Source organism: Pseudomonas sp. R2-37-08W (genome assembly GCF_003851705.1).
GTDB lineage: Bacteria > Pseudomonadota > Gammaproteobacteria > Pseudomonadales > Pseudomonadaceae > Aquipseudomonas.
On record NZ_CP027728.1, the window covers coordinates 2,590,666 to 2,608,916 of the forward strand.

Annotated in this window: 5 protein-coding genes; 2 read left to right on the forward strand and 3 right to left on the reverse strand. The window is 63.6% G+C overall.

All coding sequences use genetic code 11. From position 1 onward, the window contains the following. Positions 1-2 precede the first annotated feature (2 nt). Entirely contained in the window at positions 3-11,858 is an 11,856-nt protein-coding gene (locus tag C4J93_RS12040) for a non-ribosomal peptide synthase/polyketide synthase (RefSeq protein ID WP_124429421.1), read from the forward strand. Between the two features lie 148 nt (positions 11,859-12,006). Here the strand turns inward: C4J93_RS12040 and C4J93_RS12045 are convergent, their stop codons facing one another. Both C4J93_RS12045 and C4J93_RS12050 read right to left on the reverse strand, forming a co-directional pair. Then, entirely contained in the window at positions 12,007-14,448 is a 2,442-nt protein-coding gene (locus C4J93_RS12045) for a TonB-dependent siderophore receptor (protein WP_124429422.1), read from the reverse strand. Positions 14,449-14,557: 109 nt separating this feature from the next. After that, positions 14,558-16,210, reverse strand: coding sequence for a cyclic peptide export ABC transporter (locus tag C4J93_RS12050; RefSeq protein WP_124429423.1), 1,653 nt, complete (start codon positions 16,208-16,210; stop codon positions 14,558-14,560). Positions 16,211-16,409: 199 nt separating this feature from the next. Between C4J93_RS12050 and C4J93_RS12055 the strand changes: the two genes are divergently transcribed. Beyond that, positions 16,410-17,237 (forward strand): N(5)-hydroxyornithine transformylase PvdF, encoded by an 828-nt coding sequence (locus C4J93_RS12055; protein ID WP_124429424.1) that lies wholly within the window; start codon positions 16,410-16,412, stop codon positions 17,235-17,237. Between the two features lie 118 nt (positions 17,238-17,355). On the opposite strand, the gene C4J93_RS12060 is transcribed toward C4J93_RS12055, so the two are convergent. After that, positions 17,356-18,228: a formylglycine-generating enzyme family protein gene (locus C4J93_RS12060; protein ID WP_124370476.1), complete on the reverse strand. Its 873-nt coding sequence runs from the start codon at positions 18,226-18,228 to the stop codon at positions 17,356-17,358. Between the last annotated feature and the right edge of the window lie 23 nt (positions 18,229-18,251).

An 18,251-nucleotide genomic window follows, 5' to 3' on the forward strand; every position in this document is an offset into this window, starting at 1 on the left:
CCATGCTTTCCAACCCTAACATCGACCTGGTGTCGCGCTTTCTTCGCCTGCCTCTGGAACAACGCCAGCAGTTCTATCAGCGTCTGCAGGGCCGGGGCATGAGTTTCGCTCAACTGCCGATTGCCCCGACGCGTCACGACAGCGACACAGTGCCGTTGTCCTACGCCCAGGAACGCCAGTGGTTTCTCTGGCAACTGGACCCCGACAGCGCCACTTACCACATCCCCGGCGCCTTGCGCTTGCAGGGGCGGCTGGACCTGGCGGCCCTGCAGCGCAGCTTCGACAGCCTGTTGGCCCGTCACGAAAGTTTGCGCACGCAGCTGATCGAGGACGGCGAGCAGGTGCGCCAGGCCGTGCTGCCCGAGGCGCGGGTGCACATCCAGCAGGCGCAGATCGATGAAGCGCAGTTGATGGCGCGCGTGGAAGCGGAGGTGGCCCAGCCTTTCGATCTGCACCAGGCGCCGCTGCTGCGCGTGACCCTGTTGCAACTGGCTGAAGATGACCATGTGCTGGTGATGGTGCAGCACCACATCGTGTCCGATGGTTGGTCGATGCAGGTGATGGTCGAAGAGCTGGTGCAGTTGTATGCCGCCTACAGCCAGGGCCAAGACCTGCAACTGCCGGAACTGCCGATCCAGTACGCCGACTACGCCCTGTGGCAGCGCGGCTGGATGGAAGCGGGGGAGCGGGCGCGGCAACTGGCCTATTGGCAGGCGCTGCTGGGCGGTGAACAACCGGTGTTGGAGTTGCCGCTGGACCGTCCGCGCCCGGCGCAGCAAAGCCATCGCGGCGCCAGCTTGCAAGTGCATCTGCAAGCCGAGCTGGTCGCCGGCCTCAAGCGCCTGGCCCAGCACGAGGGCGTCACCCCGTTCATGCTGCTGCTCGCGTCGTTTCAAACCCTGTTGTATCGCTACAGCGGGCAGTCGGACATCCGCATCGGCGTGCCGATCGCCAACCGCAACCGCGTCGAAACCGAGCGGCTGATCGGGTTTTTCGTCAACACCCAGGTGCTCAAGGCTGACCTGGACGGGCAGATGAGTTTTGTCGAGCTGCTGCAACAGACCAAGCAGCGCGCCCTGGAGGCCCAGGCCCACCAGGACCTGCCGTTCGAACAGTTGGTGGTGGCGCTTTCGCCTGAGCGCAGCCTGAGCCATAACCCGTTGTTCCAAGTGATGTTCAACCATCAGACCGACGTCCAGGGCGCGCGCGACGGCCAGGCATTGCCGGGCCTGCGCGTAGTGGAACTGGACTGGGACAGCCAGACCACGCATTTCGACCTGAGCCTGGATACCCACGAGTCGGCCGATGGGCTGTGGGCGGCGTTGAGCTACGCCACCGACCTGTTCGACGCAGCGACCATCGAGCGCCTGGCGCAGCACTGGCAGCAGCTGTTGCAGGCGCTGGTCAGCGCGCCGCGCAGCCGTCTGGCCGAGCTGCCGATGCTGGGGGCCGCCGAGCAGCAGCGCATGCTTCAGGACTGGAATGCCCCGGCCTGCGCCCGTGCATTGCAAGGCGTGCACCACTTGTTCGAGGCCCAGGCCGCCGAGCAGCCCGAACGCCAGGCCCTGGCCCTGGATGATCAAACCCTCAGTTACGGCGAGTTGAACCGCCAGGCCAACCGCCTGGCGCACTACCTGATGGCACAGGGCGTAGGCCCGCACGCATTGGTCGGGATCGCCGTGGAGCGCTCCTTTGCCATGGTGGTGAGCTTGCTGGCGGTGCTCAAGACCGGCGCCGCCTACGTGCCGCTGGACCCCGAGTACCCGCGCGAGCGTCTGCTGCATATGCTCGAGGACAGCGGCGTGCGCCTGGTGTTGACCCAATCGCACCTGCGCGAGCGCCTGCCATTGCCGGCGCAGGTAGACGCCGTGGCGATCGACCTCGTCCAGGCGTCGTTGGCGTTGTGCGCAGACCACAATCCACCCGGCGACTTTGAGCCGCAAAGCCTGGCCTATGTGATCTACACCTCGGGCTCCACCGGCAAGCCCAAGGGCGTTGCCATCAGCCACGCGGCGTTGAGTGAGTTCGCCGGCATTGCGGCCGAGTACTCGCACCTGGTCGCGCAGGATCGGGTGTTGCAGTTTGCGACCCTGAACTTCGACGGCTTCGTCGAGCAGTTGTACCCGGCCCTGACCCTCGGCGCTACGGTGGTGCTGCGCGGCCCGCAGCTGTGGGACGGCGCCGAGCTGTACCGGCAGATCATTGCGCAGGGCATCACCCTGGCCGATTTGCCCACGGCGTACTGGAAGCTGTTTTTGCAGGATTGCCTGGCGGCGGGCTCGCGGCCTTACGGCGCCTTGCGCCAGGTGCATATCGGCGGCGAAGCCATGCCGTTGGACGGCCCGCTATTGTGGCAACGCGCGGGCCTGGGGCATGTGCGGCTGCTCAACACCTATGGGCCGACCGAGGCCACCGTGGTCTCCAGCGTGCTGGACTGCACCGACCCCAACGTCATCAGCGGTGTCACCGCCAGCCCCATTGGCCGCGCAGTGCCTGGGCGTGGCTTGTTGGTGCTTGATCGCGACCTGAACCTGTTGCCGATCGGTGCCGTGGGCGAACTCTACATTGCCAGCGCCAGCGGCCTGGCCAGCGCTTATCTGCAGCGTCCGGGCCTGACCGCCGAGCGTTTTGTGGCCAACCCGTTCAACGCCTGCGGCGAGCGGCTTTATCGCACGGGTGACCTGGCGCGTTATCGCGCCGATGGGGTGGTGGAGTACGTCGGGCGGGTCGACCATCAGGTGAAGATTCGCGGGTTCCGCATCGAACTGGGCGAGATCGAAACCTTGCTGCTGGCCCAGGACAGCGTGCGAGAAGCGCTGTTGCTGGCGGCTGACAATCAGTTGCTGGCCTACCTGGTGCCCGCGCAGCCGTTGAGCGAGGCCGAGCGCGAAAAGACCGGCGAGCAGTTGCTGATCATCCTGCGCGCACACCTGCCGGATTACATGGTGCCGGCGCACCTGATCTTCCTCGAGCGCATGCCGCTCAACCCCAACGGCAAGCTGGACCGCCAGGCTCTGCCCAAGCCCGACGCCAACGCGGCGCAACCGGGCTGGCTGGCGCCGGTCACGCCGTTGCAGCAACAGGTCGCCACGGTCTGGGCGGATATTCTCGGTGTCGAGAAGGTCGGTTTGAACCAGCATTTCTTTGAACTGGGCGGGCATTCGTTGCTGGCGATGCAAGTGGTGTCGCGCATTCGCCAGGCATTGCAGCTGGAGGTGCCGCTCAAGGCGTTGTTCGAATACCCGCGACTGGATGCATTTGTCGCGGCATTGCAGGCCCAGGACAGCCAGGTGCCGACCGCGCCAGCCTTATTGCCGACTGGGCGCGAGCACCCCTTGCCGCTGTCCTACGCCCAGGAGCGCCAATGGTTTCTCTGGCAGTTGGAACCCCACAGCGCCGCGTACCACATCCCCAGTGCGCTGCGCCTGAAAGGGCAGTTGGACCTGGACGCGTTGCAGCGCAGCTTTGACGCGTTGCTGGCCCGGCATGAAAGCCTGCGCACTTATCTGCGCCAGGATCACGCGCGCACGGTTCAAGTGATCGAGCCGCTGGCGTCGTTGCAGATCGCGCACGCCGAGGTCGACGAGGCCGACCTCAAGGCACAGGTGGAGGCGCTGATCGCCCAGCCGTTCGACCTCGAACGCGGCCCATTGCTGCGCGTGTCGCTGCTGCGCCTGGCTGCGGATGAGCATGTGCTGGTGCTGGTGCAGCATCACATCGTCTCCGATGGCTGGTCGATGCAGTTGATGGTCGAAGAACTGGTGCAGCTGTATGCGGGCTACAGCCAAGGCTTTGATGTGCAATTGCCGGCGCTGCCGATCCAGTACGCCGACTACGCCGTGTGGCAGCGCAACTGGATGGAGGCGGGCGAAAAGGACCGCCAGCTGGCGTACTGGCGCGAGCGGCTCGGCGGCGAGCAAAGCGTGCTGGAGCTGCCGTTCGACCACCCGCGCCCGGCCGTGCAAAGCCACCGTGGCGCACGCCTGGCCTTCGAGCTGGCCCCCGAACTGAGCCACAAACTCAAAGCCCTGGCCCAGCAACAGGGCGTGACCCTGTTCATGTTGCTGCTCGCGTCGTTCCAGACCTTGCTGCATCGCTACAGCGGCCAGGAAGACATCCGCGTCGGCGTGCCCATCGCCAACCGCAATCGCAGCGAAACCGAGCGTCTTATAGGTTTCTTCGTCAACACCCAGGTGCTCAAGGCCGAGCTGCACGGCCAGATGAGCGTCGAGCAGCTGTTACAACACACCCGCCAGCGCGCGCTGGAAGCCCAGGCCCACCAGGACCTGCCGTTCGAACAGCTGGTGGAAGCGCTGCAACCGGAGCGCAGCCTGAGCCACAACCCGTTGTTCCAGGTGATGTTCAACCACCAGACCGACGTCGGCCAGGCCCAGGTCCAGCAGCAATTGCCACAGCTTCTGGTCGAAGGGCTGGAGTGGCAAAGCAAGACCGCGCATTTCGACCTGGACCTGGATGTCCAGGAGTCCACCGAAGGTATCTGGGCCACCCTGGGGTATGCCCAAGACCTGTTCGAAGCCAGCACCGTGCAGCGTATGGCGCGCCACTGGCAGAACCTGTTGCATGGCATGGTCGCCAACCCTGGGCAGCAGCTCGGCCAGTTGAGCCTGCTGGACGCCGCCGAGCAGCAACAGATCCTGCAACTGTGGGACCGTACCGAATCCGGCTTCTCGGCCCAGCGGCTGGTGCATGAATTGGTGGCCGACCGCGCCCGCGAGACGCCGGAGGCGGTGGCGGTGAAGTTTGCGGACGAGCAGCTCACCTACGGCCAACTGGACCGCCAGGCCAACCGCCTGGCCCATGCGCTGATCGCCCGTGGCGTCGGCCCGGAAGTGCGGGTGGCCATCGCCATGCCGCGCAGCGCCGAGATCATGGTGGCCTTCCTCGCCGTGATGAAGGCCGGGGGCGTGTACGTACCGCTGGATATCGAATACCCGCGTGACCGCCTGCTGTACATGATGCAGGACAGTCGCTCGCGGCTGCTGCTGACCCACTCGGCGGTGCAACACCGCTTGCCGATCCCGGAAGGCCTGCAAGCCCTGGCTGTGGATCAGCTACTGGCTGGGTGCGATGCGCATGACGCGGCGCCGAATGTGGCGCTGCACGCCGACAACCTCGCCTACGTGATCTACACCTCCGGTTCCACCGGCATGCCCAAGGGCGTGGCGGTGTCCCACGGGCCGTTGGTGGCGCACATCATCGCCACTGGCGAGCGCTATGAAACCAGCCCGGCCGACTGTGAACTGCACTTCATGTCGTTCGCTTTCGACGGTGCTCATGAAGGCTGGATGCACCCGCTGATCAACGGCGCCAGCGTGCTGATCCGTGACGACAGCCTGTGGTTGCCGGAATACACCTACGCACAGATGCACCGCCACAATGTGACCATGGCGGTGTTCCCACCGGTGTACCTGCAACAACTGGCTGAACATGCCGAACGCGACGGCAACCCACCGGCGGTGCGCGTGTACTGCTTTGGCGGTGATGCGGTGGCGCAGGCCAGCTATGACCTGGCCTGGCGTGCGCTGAAACCGACTTACCTGTTCAACGGCTACGGCCCCACTGAAACCGTGGTCACGCCGCTGCTATGGAAGGCGCGCAAAGGCGACCCGTGCGGCGCCGTTTACGCGCCCATCGGCACCTTGCTGGGCAACCGCAGCGGCTACGTGCTCGATGCCCAGCTCAATCTGCAACCCATCGGCGTGGCCGGCGAGTTGTACCTGGGCGGCGAGGGCGTGGCGCGGGGTTACCTGGAGCGTCCGGCGTTGACCGCCGAACGTTTCGTGCCGGACCCGTTCGGCAAGCCCGGCAGCCGCGTGTACCGCAGCGGCGACCTGACCCGTGGGCGTGCGGATGGCGTGGTGGACTACCTCGGCCGCGTCGATCACCAGGTGAAAATCCGTGGCTTCCGTATCGAACTCGGTGAAATCGAAGCGCGTTTGCGTGAGCAGGACAGCGTCGGCGAAACCGTGGTGGTGGCCCAGGACGGCCCGACCGGCAAGCAATTGGTGGCCTACGTGGTGCCGCTGGACCCGGCCCTGCTCGACGATGCCGTCGCCCAAGCCAACGGCCGCGAAGCCCTGCGCCGCGCCCTGAAAACCCGTTTGCCGGACTACATGGTGCCCACGCACCTGATGTTCCTCGAACGCATGCCGCTGACCCCCAACGGCAAGCTCGACCGCAAGGGCCTGCCGTTGCCGGATGTGAGCCTGATGCAGCAGGTGTATGTGGCGCCGCAGAGTGAGCTGGAACGCAAAATCGCTGCGATCTGGTCCGACGTGTTGCGCCTGCCGCAAGTGGGCTTGCATGACAACTTTTTCGAACTGGGCGGCGATTCGATCATTTCCATCCAGGTGGTCAGCCGTGCGCGTCAGGCCGGGGTGCGGTTCTCGCCCAAGGATCTGTTCCAGCACCAGACCGTGCAGAGCCTGGCGGCCGTCGCCCGGGAAGGCGAGGGCGCGGTGGTGCTGGATCAGTCGGCGCTGAGCGGAGCGTTACTGCTGCTGCCGGTGCAGCAGGCGTTTTTTGCCGATGACATACCCCAGCGCCACCACTGGAACCAGTCCGTTGTACTGCGACCGCACCAACCGTTGCAAGCACCGCTGTTGGCCGCCGCGCTCGAGGCGCTGATCGTGCACCACGATGCGCTGCGCAGCACCTTTGTACACGGGCCGGCGGGCTGGAGCGCGGCGTATCGCGAGCCGCAACAGCACCAGGCTGACCAAGTGCTGTGGCAGACCCGCTTGAATAGCGTCGAGGAGCTTGAGGCCCTGGGCGAAGAAGCCCAGCGTAGCCTCGATCTGAGTGCCGGGCCATTGTTGCGCGCGGTGCTGGCGCAGTTGGCCGACGGTTCCCAGCGTTTGTTGCTGGTCATCCATCACCTGGTGATCGACGGTGTGTCCTGGCGCATCCTGCTCGAAGATCTGCAAAGCACTTACCAGCAACTGGCCCAAGGCGCCGCCGTGCAACTGCCGGCCAAGACCAGCGCCACCCGTGCCTGGGCCGAGCGCTTGCAGACCTATGCGCGCAGCACGGCCTTGCAACACGAGCTGGCCTGGTGGCAGACGCACTTGCAGGGCAGTCCGTCCGGCTTGCCGGGCGCAGACCCGCAGGCCAGCCTGAGTAACCACTTGGCGCTGAGTGTGACCACGCATTTGGACCCGGCCTACACCCGGCGCCTGCTGCAGGACGCGCCTAGCGCCTACCGCACCCAGATTAACGACTTGTTGCTGACCGCCCTGGCCCGTGTGATCACGCGCTGGACCGGTGACGCGTCGATGTTGATCAGGCTCGAAGGCCACGGGCGCGAAGACCTCTTCGATGAGATCGACCTGACCCGCACCGTCGGCTGGTTCACCAGCCTGTACCCGTTGCAACTGCTGCCGGCAGCGACGCTGGCCGGCTCCCTGAAACAGATCAAGGAGCAGCTGCGCGCCGTCCCCGCCAAAGGCCTGGGCTTCGGCGCATTGCGTTACCTGGGCGATGCCGAAGCCCAGCGGGCATTGGCTGCGTTGCCGCGCCCACGCATCACGTTCAACTACCTGGGGCAGTTCGACGCCAGCTTCGACAGCGCTGAGCAAGCAGGGTTGTTCGCGCCGTCCGGTGACGCCAGCGGTGCCGAGCAAAGCCCGGAGGCGCCACTGGGCAACTGGCTGGAAATCAACGGCCAGGTGTATGGCGGCGAGCTGAAGCTCAATTGGAGTTTCAGCCAGGCCATGTTTGCCCAGGCGACCGTCCAGCAACTGGCCGACGAGTACGCCGAGGAACTCAAGGCCCTGATCGACCACTGCTGCACGCCTGCCAACCAGGGCGTGACGCCCTCCGACTTCCCGCTGGCACAGTTGACCCAGCACCAGCTTGACGACTTGGCGCTGAACGCGGCCGAGGTCGAAGACTTGTACCCGCTGTCGCCCATGCAGCAAGGCATGCTCTTCCAGTCACTGTATGGCGAAGGCTCGGGTGACTACATCAACCAGATGCGCATCGACGTGCACGGCCTGGATGTGTCGCGCTTCCACCAGGCGTGGCAGGCAGCGGTCGAGCGTCATGAGATCCTGCGCAGCGGTTTTGTCTGGCAGGCCGAGCTGGAGCAGCCGCTGCAGGTGGTCTACAAGCAGGCTCGCTTGCCGTTTGTGGAGATCGATTGGCAGGCCCGCGAGGATGTGGCCCAGGCCCTCGACGGTCTGGCCGAGTCGGCACGGGCCCAGGGCTTTGTGCTGGAGCAGGCGCCGCTGTTGAGCTTGACCGTGGTGCGCACCGGTGCGTCGAGCTATCACTTGATCTACACCAATCACCATATCCTGATGGACGGCTGGAGTGGTTCGCAGCTGTTCGGCGAGGTGTTGCAACACTATGCGGGTGAGCCGTTGCCAGCGCCCACCGGGCGTTATCGCGATTACATCGCCTGGCTGCAAGCCCAGGACAAGGCGCTCAGCCAGGCGTTCTGGAAAGACCAGTTGATGAACCTGCAGGAACCCACGCGCCTGGCACGGGGCACACATGCCCAGCCAGACGCGAGCCTGGCGGTCAACGGTGAACATCGCCTGGGCCTTGACGCGCCGCAAACCGAACGCCTCAAGGCATTCGCCCAGCGCAACAAAGTGACCCTCAACACCCTGGTGCAAGGTGCCTGGCTGTTGCTGCTGCGCCAGCACACCGGGCAAGCGACCGTGGCGTTCGGCGCCACGGTGGCGGGGCGACCGGCGCAACTGCGCGGGATCGAACAGCAGGTCGGTTTGTTCATCAACACCTTGCCGGTGGTGGCGACCCCGGATGCGCAGATGTCGGTCAGCCAGTGGCTGCAGCAGATCCAGCAGCAGAACCTGGGCTTGCGTGAGCAGGAACACACGCCGTTGTTCGAGATCCAGCGCTGGGCCGGCCTGGGCGGCGAGGCGCTGTTCGACAGTATCCTCGTATTCGAAAACTACCCGGTGTCCGAGGCCCTGGAGCAGGGCGCGCCGTCGGGGCTGCGCTTTGGCGCGGTGCATAGCCTGGAGCAGACTCACTACCCATTGACGGTCTTGTTGGCACTGGGCGACAGCCTGGGCGTGGAGTTCAATTACGACCGCCAGGCCTTCAGCGCGACGCACATCCAGCGCCTGGCCGAGCATTTCCAACAATTATTGTTGGCATTGGCCGACGATGCTTCCCAACGCCTCGGTGCATTGCCGTCCATGGCTGCAGCCGAGCGCGAAACGGTGGTGCAGGCCTGGAACGCCACGGCGGTGGAGTATCCGCTGGATCAAGCGGTGCACCAGTTGATCGAGGCCCAAGCGCAGCGCACGCCACAGGCCCCGGCGTTGGTGTTCGCCGGGCAGACCTTGAGTTATGCCCAATTGAATGCGCGGGCCAATCGTCTGGCTCATCGCCTGAGGGTTGCCGGCATCGGTCCGGATGTGCTGGTGGGGCTGGCGCTGGAGCGTTCGATCGAAATGGTTGTCGGCCTGTTGGCGGTGCTCAAGGCGGGCGGTGCCTATGTGCCGCTGGACCCGGAATACCCGCGTGAGCGCCTGGCCTACATGCTGCAGGACAGCGGTGTGCAACTGCTATTGACCCAGGTCCACTTGCAGGCGCAACTGCCGGTGCCGGCGGGGGTACAAAGCCTGGTGCTGGAAAGCGGCGATGCCTGGCTGGACGCCTTCAGCGCCCACAACCCGAACATCGCGGTGCAGGGCGAAAACCTCGCCTATGTGATCTATACCTCCGGCTCCACCGGCCAACCCAAGGGCGCCGGCAACCGCCATCGTGCGCTGACCAACCGCCTATGCTGGATGCAGCAGGCGTATGGCCTTGGCGCGCACGACAGCGTGCTGCAGAAAACCCCGTTCAGCTTTGACGTGTCGGTGTGGGAGTTCTTCTGGCCGCTGATGACCGGCGCACGGCTGGTGGTGGCCGCACCGGGCGACCATCGTGACCCGGCCAGGCTGGTCAGCCTGATCAACGCGCAGCACATCACCACGCTGCACTTTGTGCCGTCCATGCTGCAAGCCTTTTTGCAGGACGCGGACGTCGCCTCGTGTCACAGCCTGCAGCGCATTGTGTGCAGTGGTGAAGCGCTGCCCGCAGACGCTCAGCAGCAGGTCTTCGCCAAGCTGCCCCGCGCCGGGTTGTACAACTTGTATGGCCCGACCGAAGCGGCGATTGACGTGACCCACTGGACCTGTGTCGAGGAAGGCCGCGACGCCGTGCCGATTGGCCGGCCGATCGCTAACCTGGCGTGCTATGTACTGGACGACAACCTGGAACCGGCACCGGTCGGTGTGTTGGGCGAGTTGTACCTGGGCGGTGTTGGCCTGGCGCGGGGATATCACCGTCGCCCGGCGCTGACCGCCGAACGCTTTGTGACCGACCCGTTCGGCAGCGGCGCGCGCTTGTATCGCACCGGCGACCTGGCGCGGTATCGCGAGGATGGCGTGATTGAATACGCCGGGCGCATCGACCATCAGGTGAAACTGAGGGGGCTGCGCATCGAGCTGGGTGAAATCGAAGCACGCCTGCTGGCGCTCGACAGCGTCCGCGAAGCGGCGGTGCTGGCCGTCGACGGCACGCATCTGGTGGGTTACCTGGTGCTGCAAACAACTCAGGAGGATTGGAAGGCGCAGGTGGTTGCGCACCTGGCCGAGCAGTTGCCGGATTACATGGTGCCGGCGCAGTGGGTGCTGCTGGCGCAGATGCCGCTGAGCCCGAATGGCAAGCTGGATCGCAAGGCGTTGCCCAAGCCGCAGGCCCACGGCGCCGAGCAGTACCAGGCACCGCAGAGCGAACTCGAACGGCAGGTCGCGGCGATCTGGAGCGAGGTGCTGGACGTGGAGCGCGTGGGGCTGCACGACAACTTCTTCGAATTGGGTGGCCATTCGTTGCGGGTCCTGATGCTCAAGGAACGCATCCGCAAAGTCAGCGGCGTGAACGTGTCGGTCAGTCAGTTGATGCTTAACCCGACCGTAGCGGGTCAGGTCAGATGCGTGCAGGGCGATAGCCGCACGTCGTTGATCGTCAAGCTCAACCAACAGACCGAAGGCACGCCGTTGTTCCTGTTCCACCCAAGTTTCGGCTCGGTGCATTGCTACACCGCAATTGCCCTGGCACTGCGCGAACAGCGCCCGGTATTGGGGGTGATGTGCCGGGCCTTGGCCGAGGAAGGCGCAGCGGTGCCGCACTGGCAAGTGATGGTCGAGGATTACACCGCACAACTGTTGACGGCCCAGCCTGAGGGTGCGTTCCGTCTGGCCGGTTGGTCGTTGGGCGGTAACCTGGCGATGGAAGTGGCGCACGGCCTGGAACAGGCGGGGCGTGACGTGGAGTTTGTAGGGTGGATCGACGCCGCACCGCCGCAGTGGGTCAAACCCTACTGGGACGCAGTGGACGTCGGGGACGATCGTGAGGTGTCAGCCAACGAGCGCCGTGCCGCTTTATTGGGCGTGTTGTTCCCTGAATTCGCCGACGCGATTCAGCGTGCCTGGGCGCAGTGCCAGCGCGATGCCGAGGATGAAGCGGGACAATGGCAAGGGTTTGTGAGCTGGGCTGAGCAGGCCTTGGGTGACACCTTTATCGCGATCAAGGAGCAACTGCTGCATGGTAACGAAGCGCAGATCGCCTGGGACGTCGACCGGGCGCTGAGCGAACGGATGGTGGCGGCCGACTTCAAACCGCTCAAGGCGCCTGTCAGTTGCTGGTGGGCTTCCATGAGCCGGGCAGGGCGCTTCAGGGAATTGATCGAACAGCAGATGGCGACAGTGATCAGCCAGGGACGCATCGAGCGTTCGGTGATGATCGAGACGGACCACGACGGCATTGTCGACAGTGCCGTGTTCATCCGCAGCTTGGCGGAGGCGATGGGGTAACCCGTATCCAATGTGGGAGGGGGCTTGCTCCCGATGGCGGTGTCACAGTCAACAGATGTATTGACTGACTCACTGCCATCGGGGGCAAGCCCCCTCCCACATTTGGATCTTCATTACTCCGCCGATTGGGGAGCTTGTCGCCGTGCGGTCAGAAGTCCCAGCGGGTGCTGACCATCACGTTACGCGGTTCGCCGTAGGCGGCTGAGTTATAGAAACCAACGTTGGTGTAGTAGGACTTGTCGAAGATGTTGTTGAAGTTGACCGTCGCCGACAGGTTCTTGGTGACCTGATAGCGGGTCATCAGGTCCACCAGCCAGTAGGATTCCTGGGTGATGTCCTGGTTGGTTTCGAGCGACCCGTTCCAGATCTCGTTCCAGCCCTTGGTCTGCCAGCGTACGCCGCCGCCAATGGTGAACTTGTCCAGGTCACCCTTGAGCTTGTAGGTGGTGTTCAGATTGACCTGATGCTCGGGTTCGAAGGTGGAGATCTTCTTGTCGTCATCATCGCGCACGATCTTGTGGGTGTAGCCACCTTGCACTTGCCAGCCTGGGCTCAGTTCACCGGAGATTTCCGCTTCGTACCCTTTGGTCACGGCCTTGGAGCCTTTGAACGCATAGTTCTGCGGGGTCGGGTTTTGGTTGTTGTACGCGTCGTCCGAGATCGCGCGGTTGGTCTCGTGCACTTCGAAGTAAGCGATGCTGGTGTTCAGGCGGCCCTCGAAGAATTCGCCCTTGAGGCCAATCTCGTAGTTTTGCCCTTCGTCCGGTTCCAACAGCTTTTCGTTGCGATCCTTATAGGTACTTTCCTGCGGCTGGAAAATATCGGTGTAGCTGGCGTATGCCGAGAAGTTTTCGTTGAGGTCGTAGATCACCCCGGCGTACGGGATAAACCGGCCGGTTTCCTTGTAGGAAGGGTTATTGCCAGTCACGTGGTAGTTGGCCACGCGCCCGCCGAGGATCACGTTCAGGTCATCCATCACGTTCAAGCGTGTGGTCACGTAGTAGCCTGTCTGGCGGATAGTGTCGTCGATGTACTGCTGGGCCGGGCCGTAGATCGGCTTGGAGATATGGCCATTCCAGTTATAGAAATCGACTTTATTGCCCCCCGGCCATTCCGGCGCCCAGTAACCCTTGCCCTGCCAGCGCGAGGTACCGATCGAGCCGCCCACCACCAGCTCGTGTTCGCGGCCGAACAGGCTGAAAGGCCCGGTGGCGTAGAGGTCGGCGGAAGTGCTTTTGGTTTCGCCGGTGTATTTCTGCCCGTTGATTTCAGCGGTGCCATCGGCTGCCGGCTGGACGAACTGGATCGAACCGAGGTCGGCGTGATAGCCGTTGATCTTGTGGTCGAGCTGGAACTTGGTCACCCAGCCGTCGCCCAGGTCATGCTCGAGCATGGCGAACGCGGTACGGGTGTTCTGCTCCCAGGAACTCCAGGTGGTGCCATTGTTGTAGGAGCGCGGCATCTTGTTGATGCTGCCGTTGGAGTTGACCAGCGGGAAGGAGCCGGACCAGCTCGAACCCTGCGGAACGTTGTCCTGGTAATCGAAGCCCACCGTCAGCATGGTGTCGGGGGACAGGTCGAATTCGGTGATGCCGTAGTAGGTTTCGGTCTTGCGCGAGTAGTGGTCCATGAAGGACTTCTTGTCCTGATAGGCTGCGACCGCACGCCCACGCACATTGCCGCTGTCGGTCAGGGGCCCGCTGACATCCACTTCGCTGCGGTAGTTGTCCCAGGAACCGGCGCCCAGTTGCACATGCCCCTTGAAATCCGCCGTTGGCTTCTTGCGGATCAGGTTAATGGTTGCACCCAGGGAGCCTGCCCCATTGAGCAGGCCGGTAGCGCCCTTGAGCACTTCAACCCGGTCGTAGATCGCCATGTCGCTCAAGGTGTTGCCCGCCGAGTAACCGACGTTACGCACGGTGGACGGAATGCCGTCGTACTGGAAACTGTTGACCGAGAAACCACGGGAATAGTAGTTGGTACGGTCGCTGTCATAGGCCGACACCGTGATGCCCGGGGTGTGGCGCATCACGTCATCCATGTTGTTGAGGCCGAAGTCCTCGATGTGCTGGCGGGTGAGCACTGTGATCGACTGCGGGGTTTGCCGGGGTGTCAGGGTCAGGCGCGTGGCGGTGGCGATGGTGCCCGGGGTATAGGAACCCGAACCTTCGGTGATGTTGCCCAGGTAGTTGGCGGTTACCTGGGTCGGGCTCAGCTCCAGCCCGCCACCGGTACCGGCAGCAGCCACGGTCAAGGTATTGCCGTTGAGGCTGTAGGTGGTCTGGCTGCCTGCCAGCAATGCATCGATGGCCTGCTGCGGCTGCAGCTTGCCCTTGATGGCCCGGCTGTTCTTACCCTGCACATCGCCAGGGCTGTACAACACTTGCACATTGGTCTGGCGCCCGAATTCCTGCAGCGCGCTCCCCAGCGGCTGTGCAGGAATGTTCAACTCGATCTCCTGGGCCTGTACATAGCCTGCAATCGGCAGCGACACCGCCAGTGCCAGGGCACTCGGAAGAAGGTTCATGTTCAGGGCCCTGCGCATGGATAACACTTTGCTCAGGGGGCTGAGACCGAGTCGTGCTGGCATGGATGCTTTCTCTTCTAGGTTTTAAGTGGGCAGTTATACGTATCTATTGAGGTTAATTCTCATTACCACTAGTGAGACGTTCCTACCTCGAAAAACCGGAAAATAAAATTCACGCCGGTTCCATCTCGTGCACCACTTGGCCGGCGCGCAGGCGCACCAGTTGGTCGGCGATGTCGAAATAACGGTCGTCGTGGCTGATCACGATGATGGTTTTGCCCAGGCGCTTGAGGTCCGGCAACAGCTCGGTGTAGAAGATTCGGCGGAAGGCGGGGTCCTGGTCGGCGGCCCATTCGTCGAACACCAGCACCGGGCGTTCTTCCAGCCAGGCGTTGACCAAGGCCAGGCGCTTGCGTTGGCCGGTGGAGAGGTCGGTGGTGCTGAACACGCCGTCCTTGACACTGACCTTGTGCGCGATTTCCAGGCGTTCCAGGTATTTAGTGGCGCTGTCCAGGGACTGGGTGGCGCTGCCTTGCACCAGGTCGTCGAACAGGTAGTAGTCGGAAAATACCGTGGTGAACAACTGGCGGTAGTCGTCGCGTTCCGGGTCGGTGACCGCTTCGCCGTTCAGGCGAATCTCGCCGGCCTGGGGTGGGTACAGGCCCAATAAAAGCTTGATCAAAGTGGTCTTGCCGCTGCCGTTCTCACCGACGATAAACACGATGTCGCCTTGCTTGATGCTCAGGTTGATCGGCCCCAGGTGGAACGGCTCGCTGCCTTCGACCGCTGGCGGGCTGTAGCTCACGCCGCGCAGCTCCAGGCTGTTGACCACCGGTTTTGGCGCTTCGCTGTCGTCCATCAACAGGTGCGGTTCCGGCGACGAGAAGCGTTCCGACAGCTCACTGATGCGGCCAAAGGCAATCTTGGCCTTGCCGACCACAGGCAGGTAACCGAGCAGGTGCTCCAACGGGCCTTTCATGTACAGCAGCACCAGCACGAACCCGGTGATTACGGTCGGATCCGGGTTGGGGTTGTACGCCTGCATTGCCAGGGCCAGGCCGATGACCACGAAGAACAGCATCGAACCAAACGTCTTGGCGAGGATGTAAATATTGACCGAACGCACCTGGATATCGCTGATGCGGTCGGCGGTTTCCTGGATGCGATGGGTGTTCATGCGAAACCGCCGTGGCCGGTGCATGCGCAGTTCCTTGGCGCCGGACGCGATCGCGTTGTAGTAACGCTGCAGCTCGTCTTCATGGCTGCGCGCCAGGTCGAAGCCCTGAATGCCTTTGCCGCCGGCGATGAATTGCACGGCGCTGCCGATAATGATCGCCACCACCATCATCAGGAACATCGGCACGGACAGGTAGGCCAGGTAGCCCAGGCAACCGAGAGTGACCGTGGCCGCGATGGCCAGGGGTGTGAACGCGAAGGAAAAGTCGCTGATGGTGTCGACGTCGTGGGTCAGCACCGGGATCAGGCGGTGCGAGCGATACCGTTCGATCTGCCCGATGGGCGCCGACAGCACCTTTTCGCCCAGGTCCTTGCGCAGGGCGGCGATGATTCGTTGCCCGACGTAGTTGGTGCCGATGTCGGAAATGATCGAACTGAGCAGCGCCACCACGCACAACGCGGCAAAGGTCATCACCACGCCCTGGGTCATGCCGTCGGCCGAATGCAGCGCGTTATTGATGGTGGCCAGCAGCAGGGTAATGGCCAGGCCGCCGACCATGCCGAGGCCCACGGAGACCGTCACAATGGCGCGAAAGGGCCGGAGCAGGGCGAGCAAGCCGTTGAAGGCGCCGCGTTTGGGGTCGGTCATAAATACATCCCGGAGAGTGAAAAGAGGGGCTGGGCACACAGACCCTTACCCATGACAAACGAAGTGTCGGCGCGACTATTTAGCCCGGTGTGCCGGGCGGTGCCGGCGCGGGGATAAATTGCGCGAGGGCTGGTTCGTTCCTGTTGGGTAGGCGCACGGCTATTCACGCCGTACGTATTCCTTCTGCGAGAGCGAAACAATGACGAAAAAGAACCTGGTGTATGTGTGGTCCCTGAGAAATGCCGCCGCCGACAAGGCCGGGCAGCCGGTGGCCTACAAGGACCATGAGCGCTACATGAAGTCGGTGCTGGAGTTTCTGGTGGGCTCGCTCAACGACACCTCGCTGGGCGATGCCTACAACCTGGTCGGCGTGGTGTATGACGATGATGAGCAAAACCCGCGGGATCAGGCGCTGGTCGCCGATTACGGGTTCGCTTACCAGCCTGGCCGCCAATGGCTGTACCCGGCCGACTTGCGCGTGCAGGGCACGTTGGTCAACGACCTGCTGCTGAGCGTGCCGTCGACCTATCGCCGCCTGCCACGGGGCAGCGCCGAACATATCGCCGGCAAGCAGGATTTCGAGCGGCGCCTGCATGACACGCTGGTTGAATTGAACGCTGACATCGTGGTGCTGGATGGCTTGCTGGTGATCCTCGATGACCTGGTACGCCCAGGCGCGCCATTTGCGCGGCGCATCATGAACATCCATCCGGGTATCACGCGTATCGAATCGCCGTACGAACGCCGTGGCGCCTATGCCACCTGGAATGCGTTGTACGGCGCGCGCGGGCAGACGGTGGTGGACTGGGCGACCAAGGCCACCACACCTTCGGAGCCGCTGTACCTTACCGGTGCGTCGTTCCACTACGTGGATAACGGCATCGATTCCGGCGAAGTGTTCCACGACGTACTGAAGACCGAGATTTCGCCGCAGGACACGATCCTCGAACTGCGCTGGAACAACTTCAACAACAGCCTGTTCCCGGCGTTGCATGAAGGCCTGGAGCTGTTGGCCAAAAAAGGCTGAGCGCAATCAAATGTGGGAGGGGGCTTGCTCCCGATAGCGGTGTATCAGTCGACATCTGCATTGACTGAATCACCGCTATCGGGAGCAAGCCCCCTCCCACAGTGGATGTGCGTATGGCTTAGAGGTCGCGCACTACCCGAAATCCAATCCAGTCACCGCGCGTCTGCGGGTAGATGTTGTTGCGGTTGCCGGAGCGGGAAAACACCGGTGCCTCGCCCCAGTCATTGCCGCGGATCTGGTAGGCCTCACAGTTCGGCTCCACCCAGGCACTGCCGTCAGTCGGTGCGCCGATGTAGTTGGCGTGCTCGCAATCGGCAACCCGCTCGTACACGTTGCCGTGCATGTCATACAGGCCAAACGCATTCGGCGGGTAGCTGCCCACCGGTGATGAATAGCTGTAGCCGTCCGCCGGGCCGTAGGTGTTGGCGTGCTGGGCGATGCTGTAGCCCTTGCCTTCGTCGAACGGGAAGGGGAACGGCCCGCTGGTGCCGGCGCGGGCGGCATATTCGCGCTGGGCCTCGCTGACCATGTGGTATTGCTGCCCGGTTTTCTTCGACAGCCAGCTCACGTAGCGCTTGATGTCGTCCATGTCCATGCACACGGCCGGCTGGCGTGGCCCCTGGGGGTAGCGCGGCTTGCTGGCGATGCATTCACGGCCGGGGCGGTCATCGCCATTGGCGATCTTCACCCCGGTCTGGCGCACGTAGCTGTCCCACTCGCCGGCGGTGATGTGGAAGCGGCTCATGGCGAAGGGCTTGGCGAAGGTCACTGCATGCATCGGGCCTTCGTCGGGCTCGCGGCCGACTTCGTCTTCCGGGGTCCCCATGGTGAAAGTGCCGGCGGGCAGCACCACCATTTCCGGGCAGTCCTTGCAGTCCTTGAAGACTTTGCCCGGTTGCGGTGCAGCCGCCTGGGCCAGGCCAGGGAGCAGGGCGCCGCACAATGCGGTGAGTGCCAGGGCGGTCAGGGGGTTGAGTCGAAAGGGCATCATGTGAGCGTCTCGTTCAAATAAAA

What these genes read in the sequence shown, in the direction of transcription:
- C4J93_RS12040 (WP_124429421.1), top strand. Translation starts at nt 3, where the DNA reads ATGCTTTCCAACCCTAACATCGACCTGGTGTCGCGCTTTCTTCGCCTG.
- C4J93_RS12045 (WP_124429422.1), bottom strand. Translation starts at nt 14,448, where the DNA reads ATGCCAGCACGACTCGGTCTCAGCCCCCTGAGCAAAGTGTTATCCATG.
- C4J93_RS12050 (WP_124429423.1), bottom strand. Translation starts at nt 16,210, where the DNA reads ATGACCGACCCCAAACGCGGCGCCTTCAACGGCTTGCTCGCCCTGCTC.
- C4J93_RS12055 (WP_124429424.1), top strand. Translation starts at nt 16,410, where the DNA reads ATGACGAAAAAGAACCTGGTGTATGTGTGGTCCCTGAGAAATGCCGCC.
- C4J93_RS12060 (WP_124370476.1), bottom strand. Translation starts at nt 18,228, where the DNA reads ATGATGCCCTTTCGACTCAACCCCCTGACCGCCCTGGCACTCACCGCA.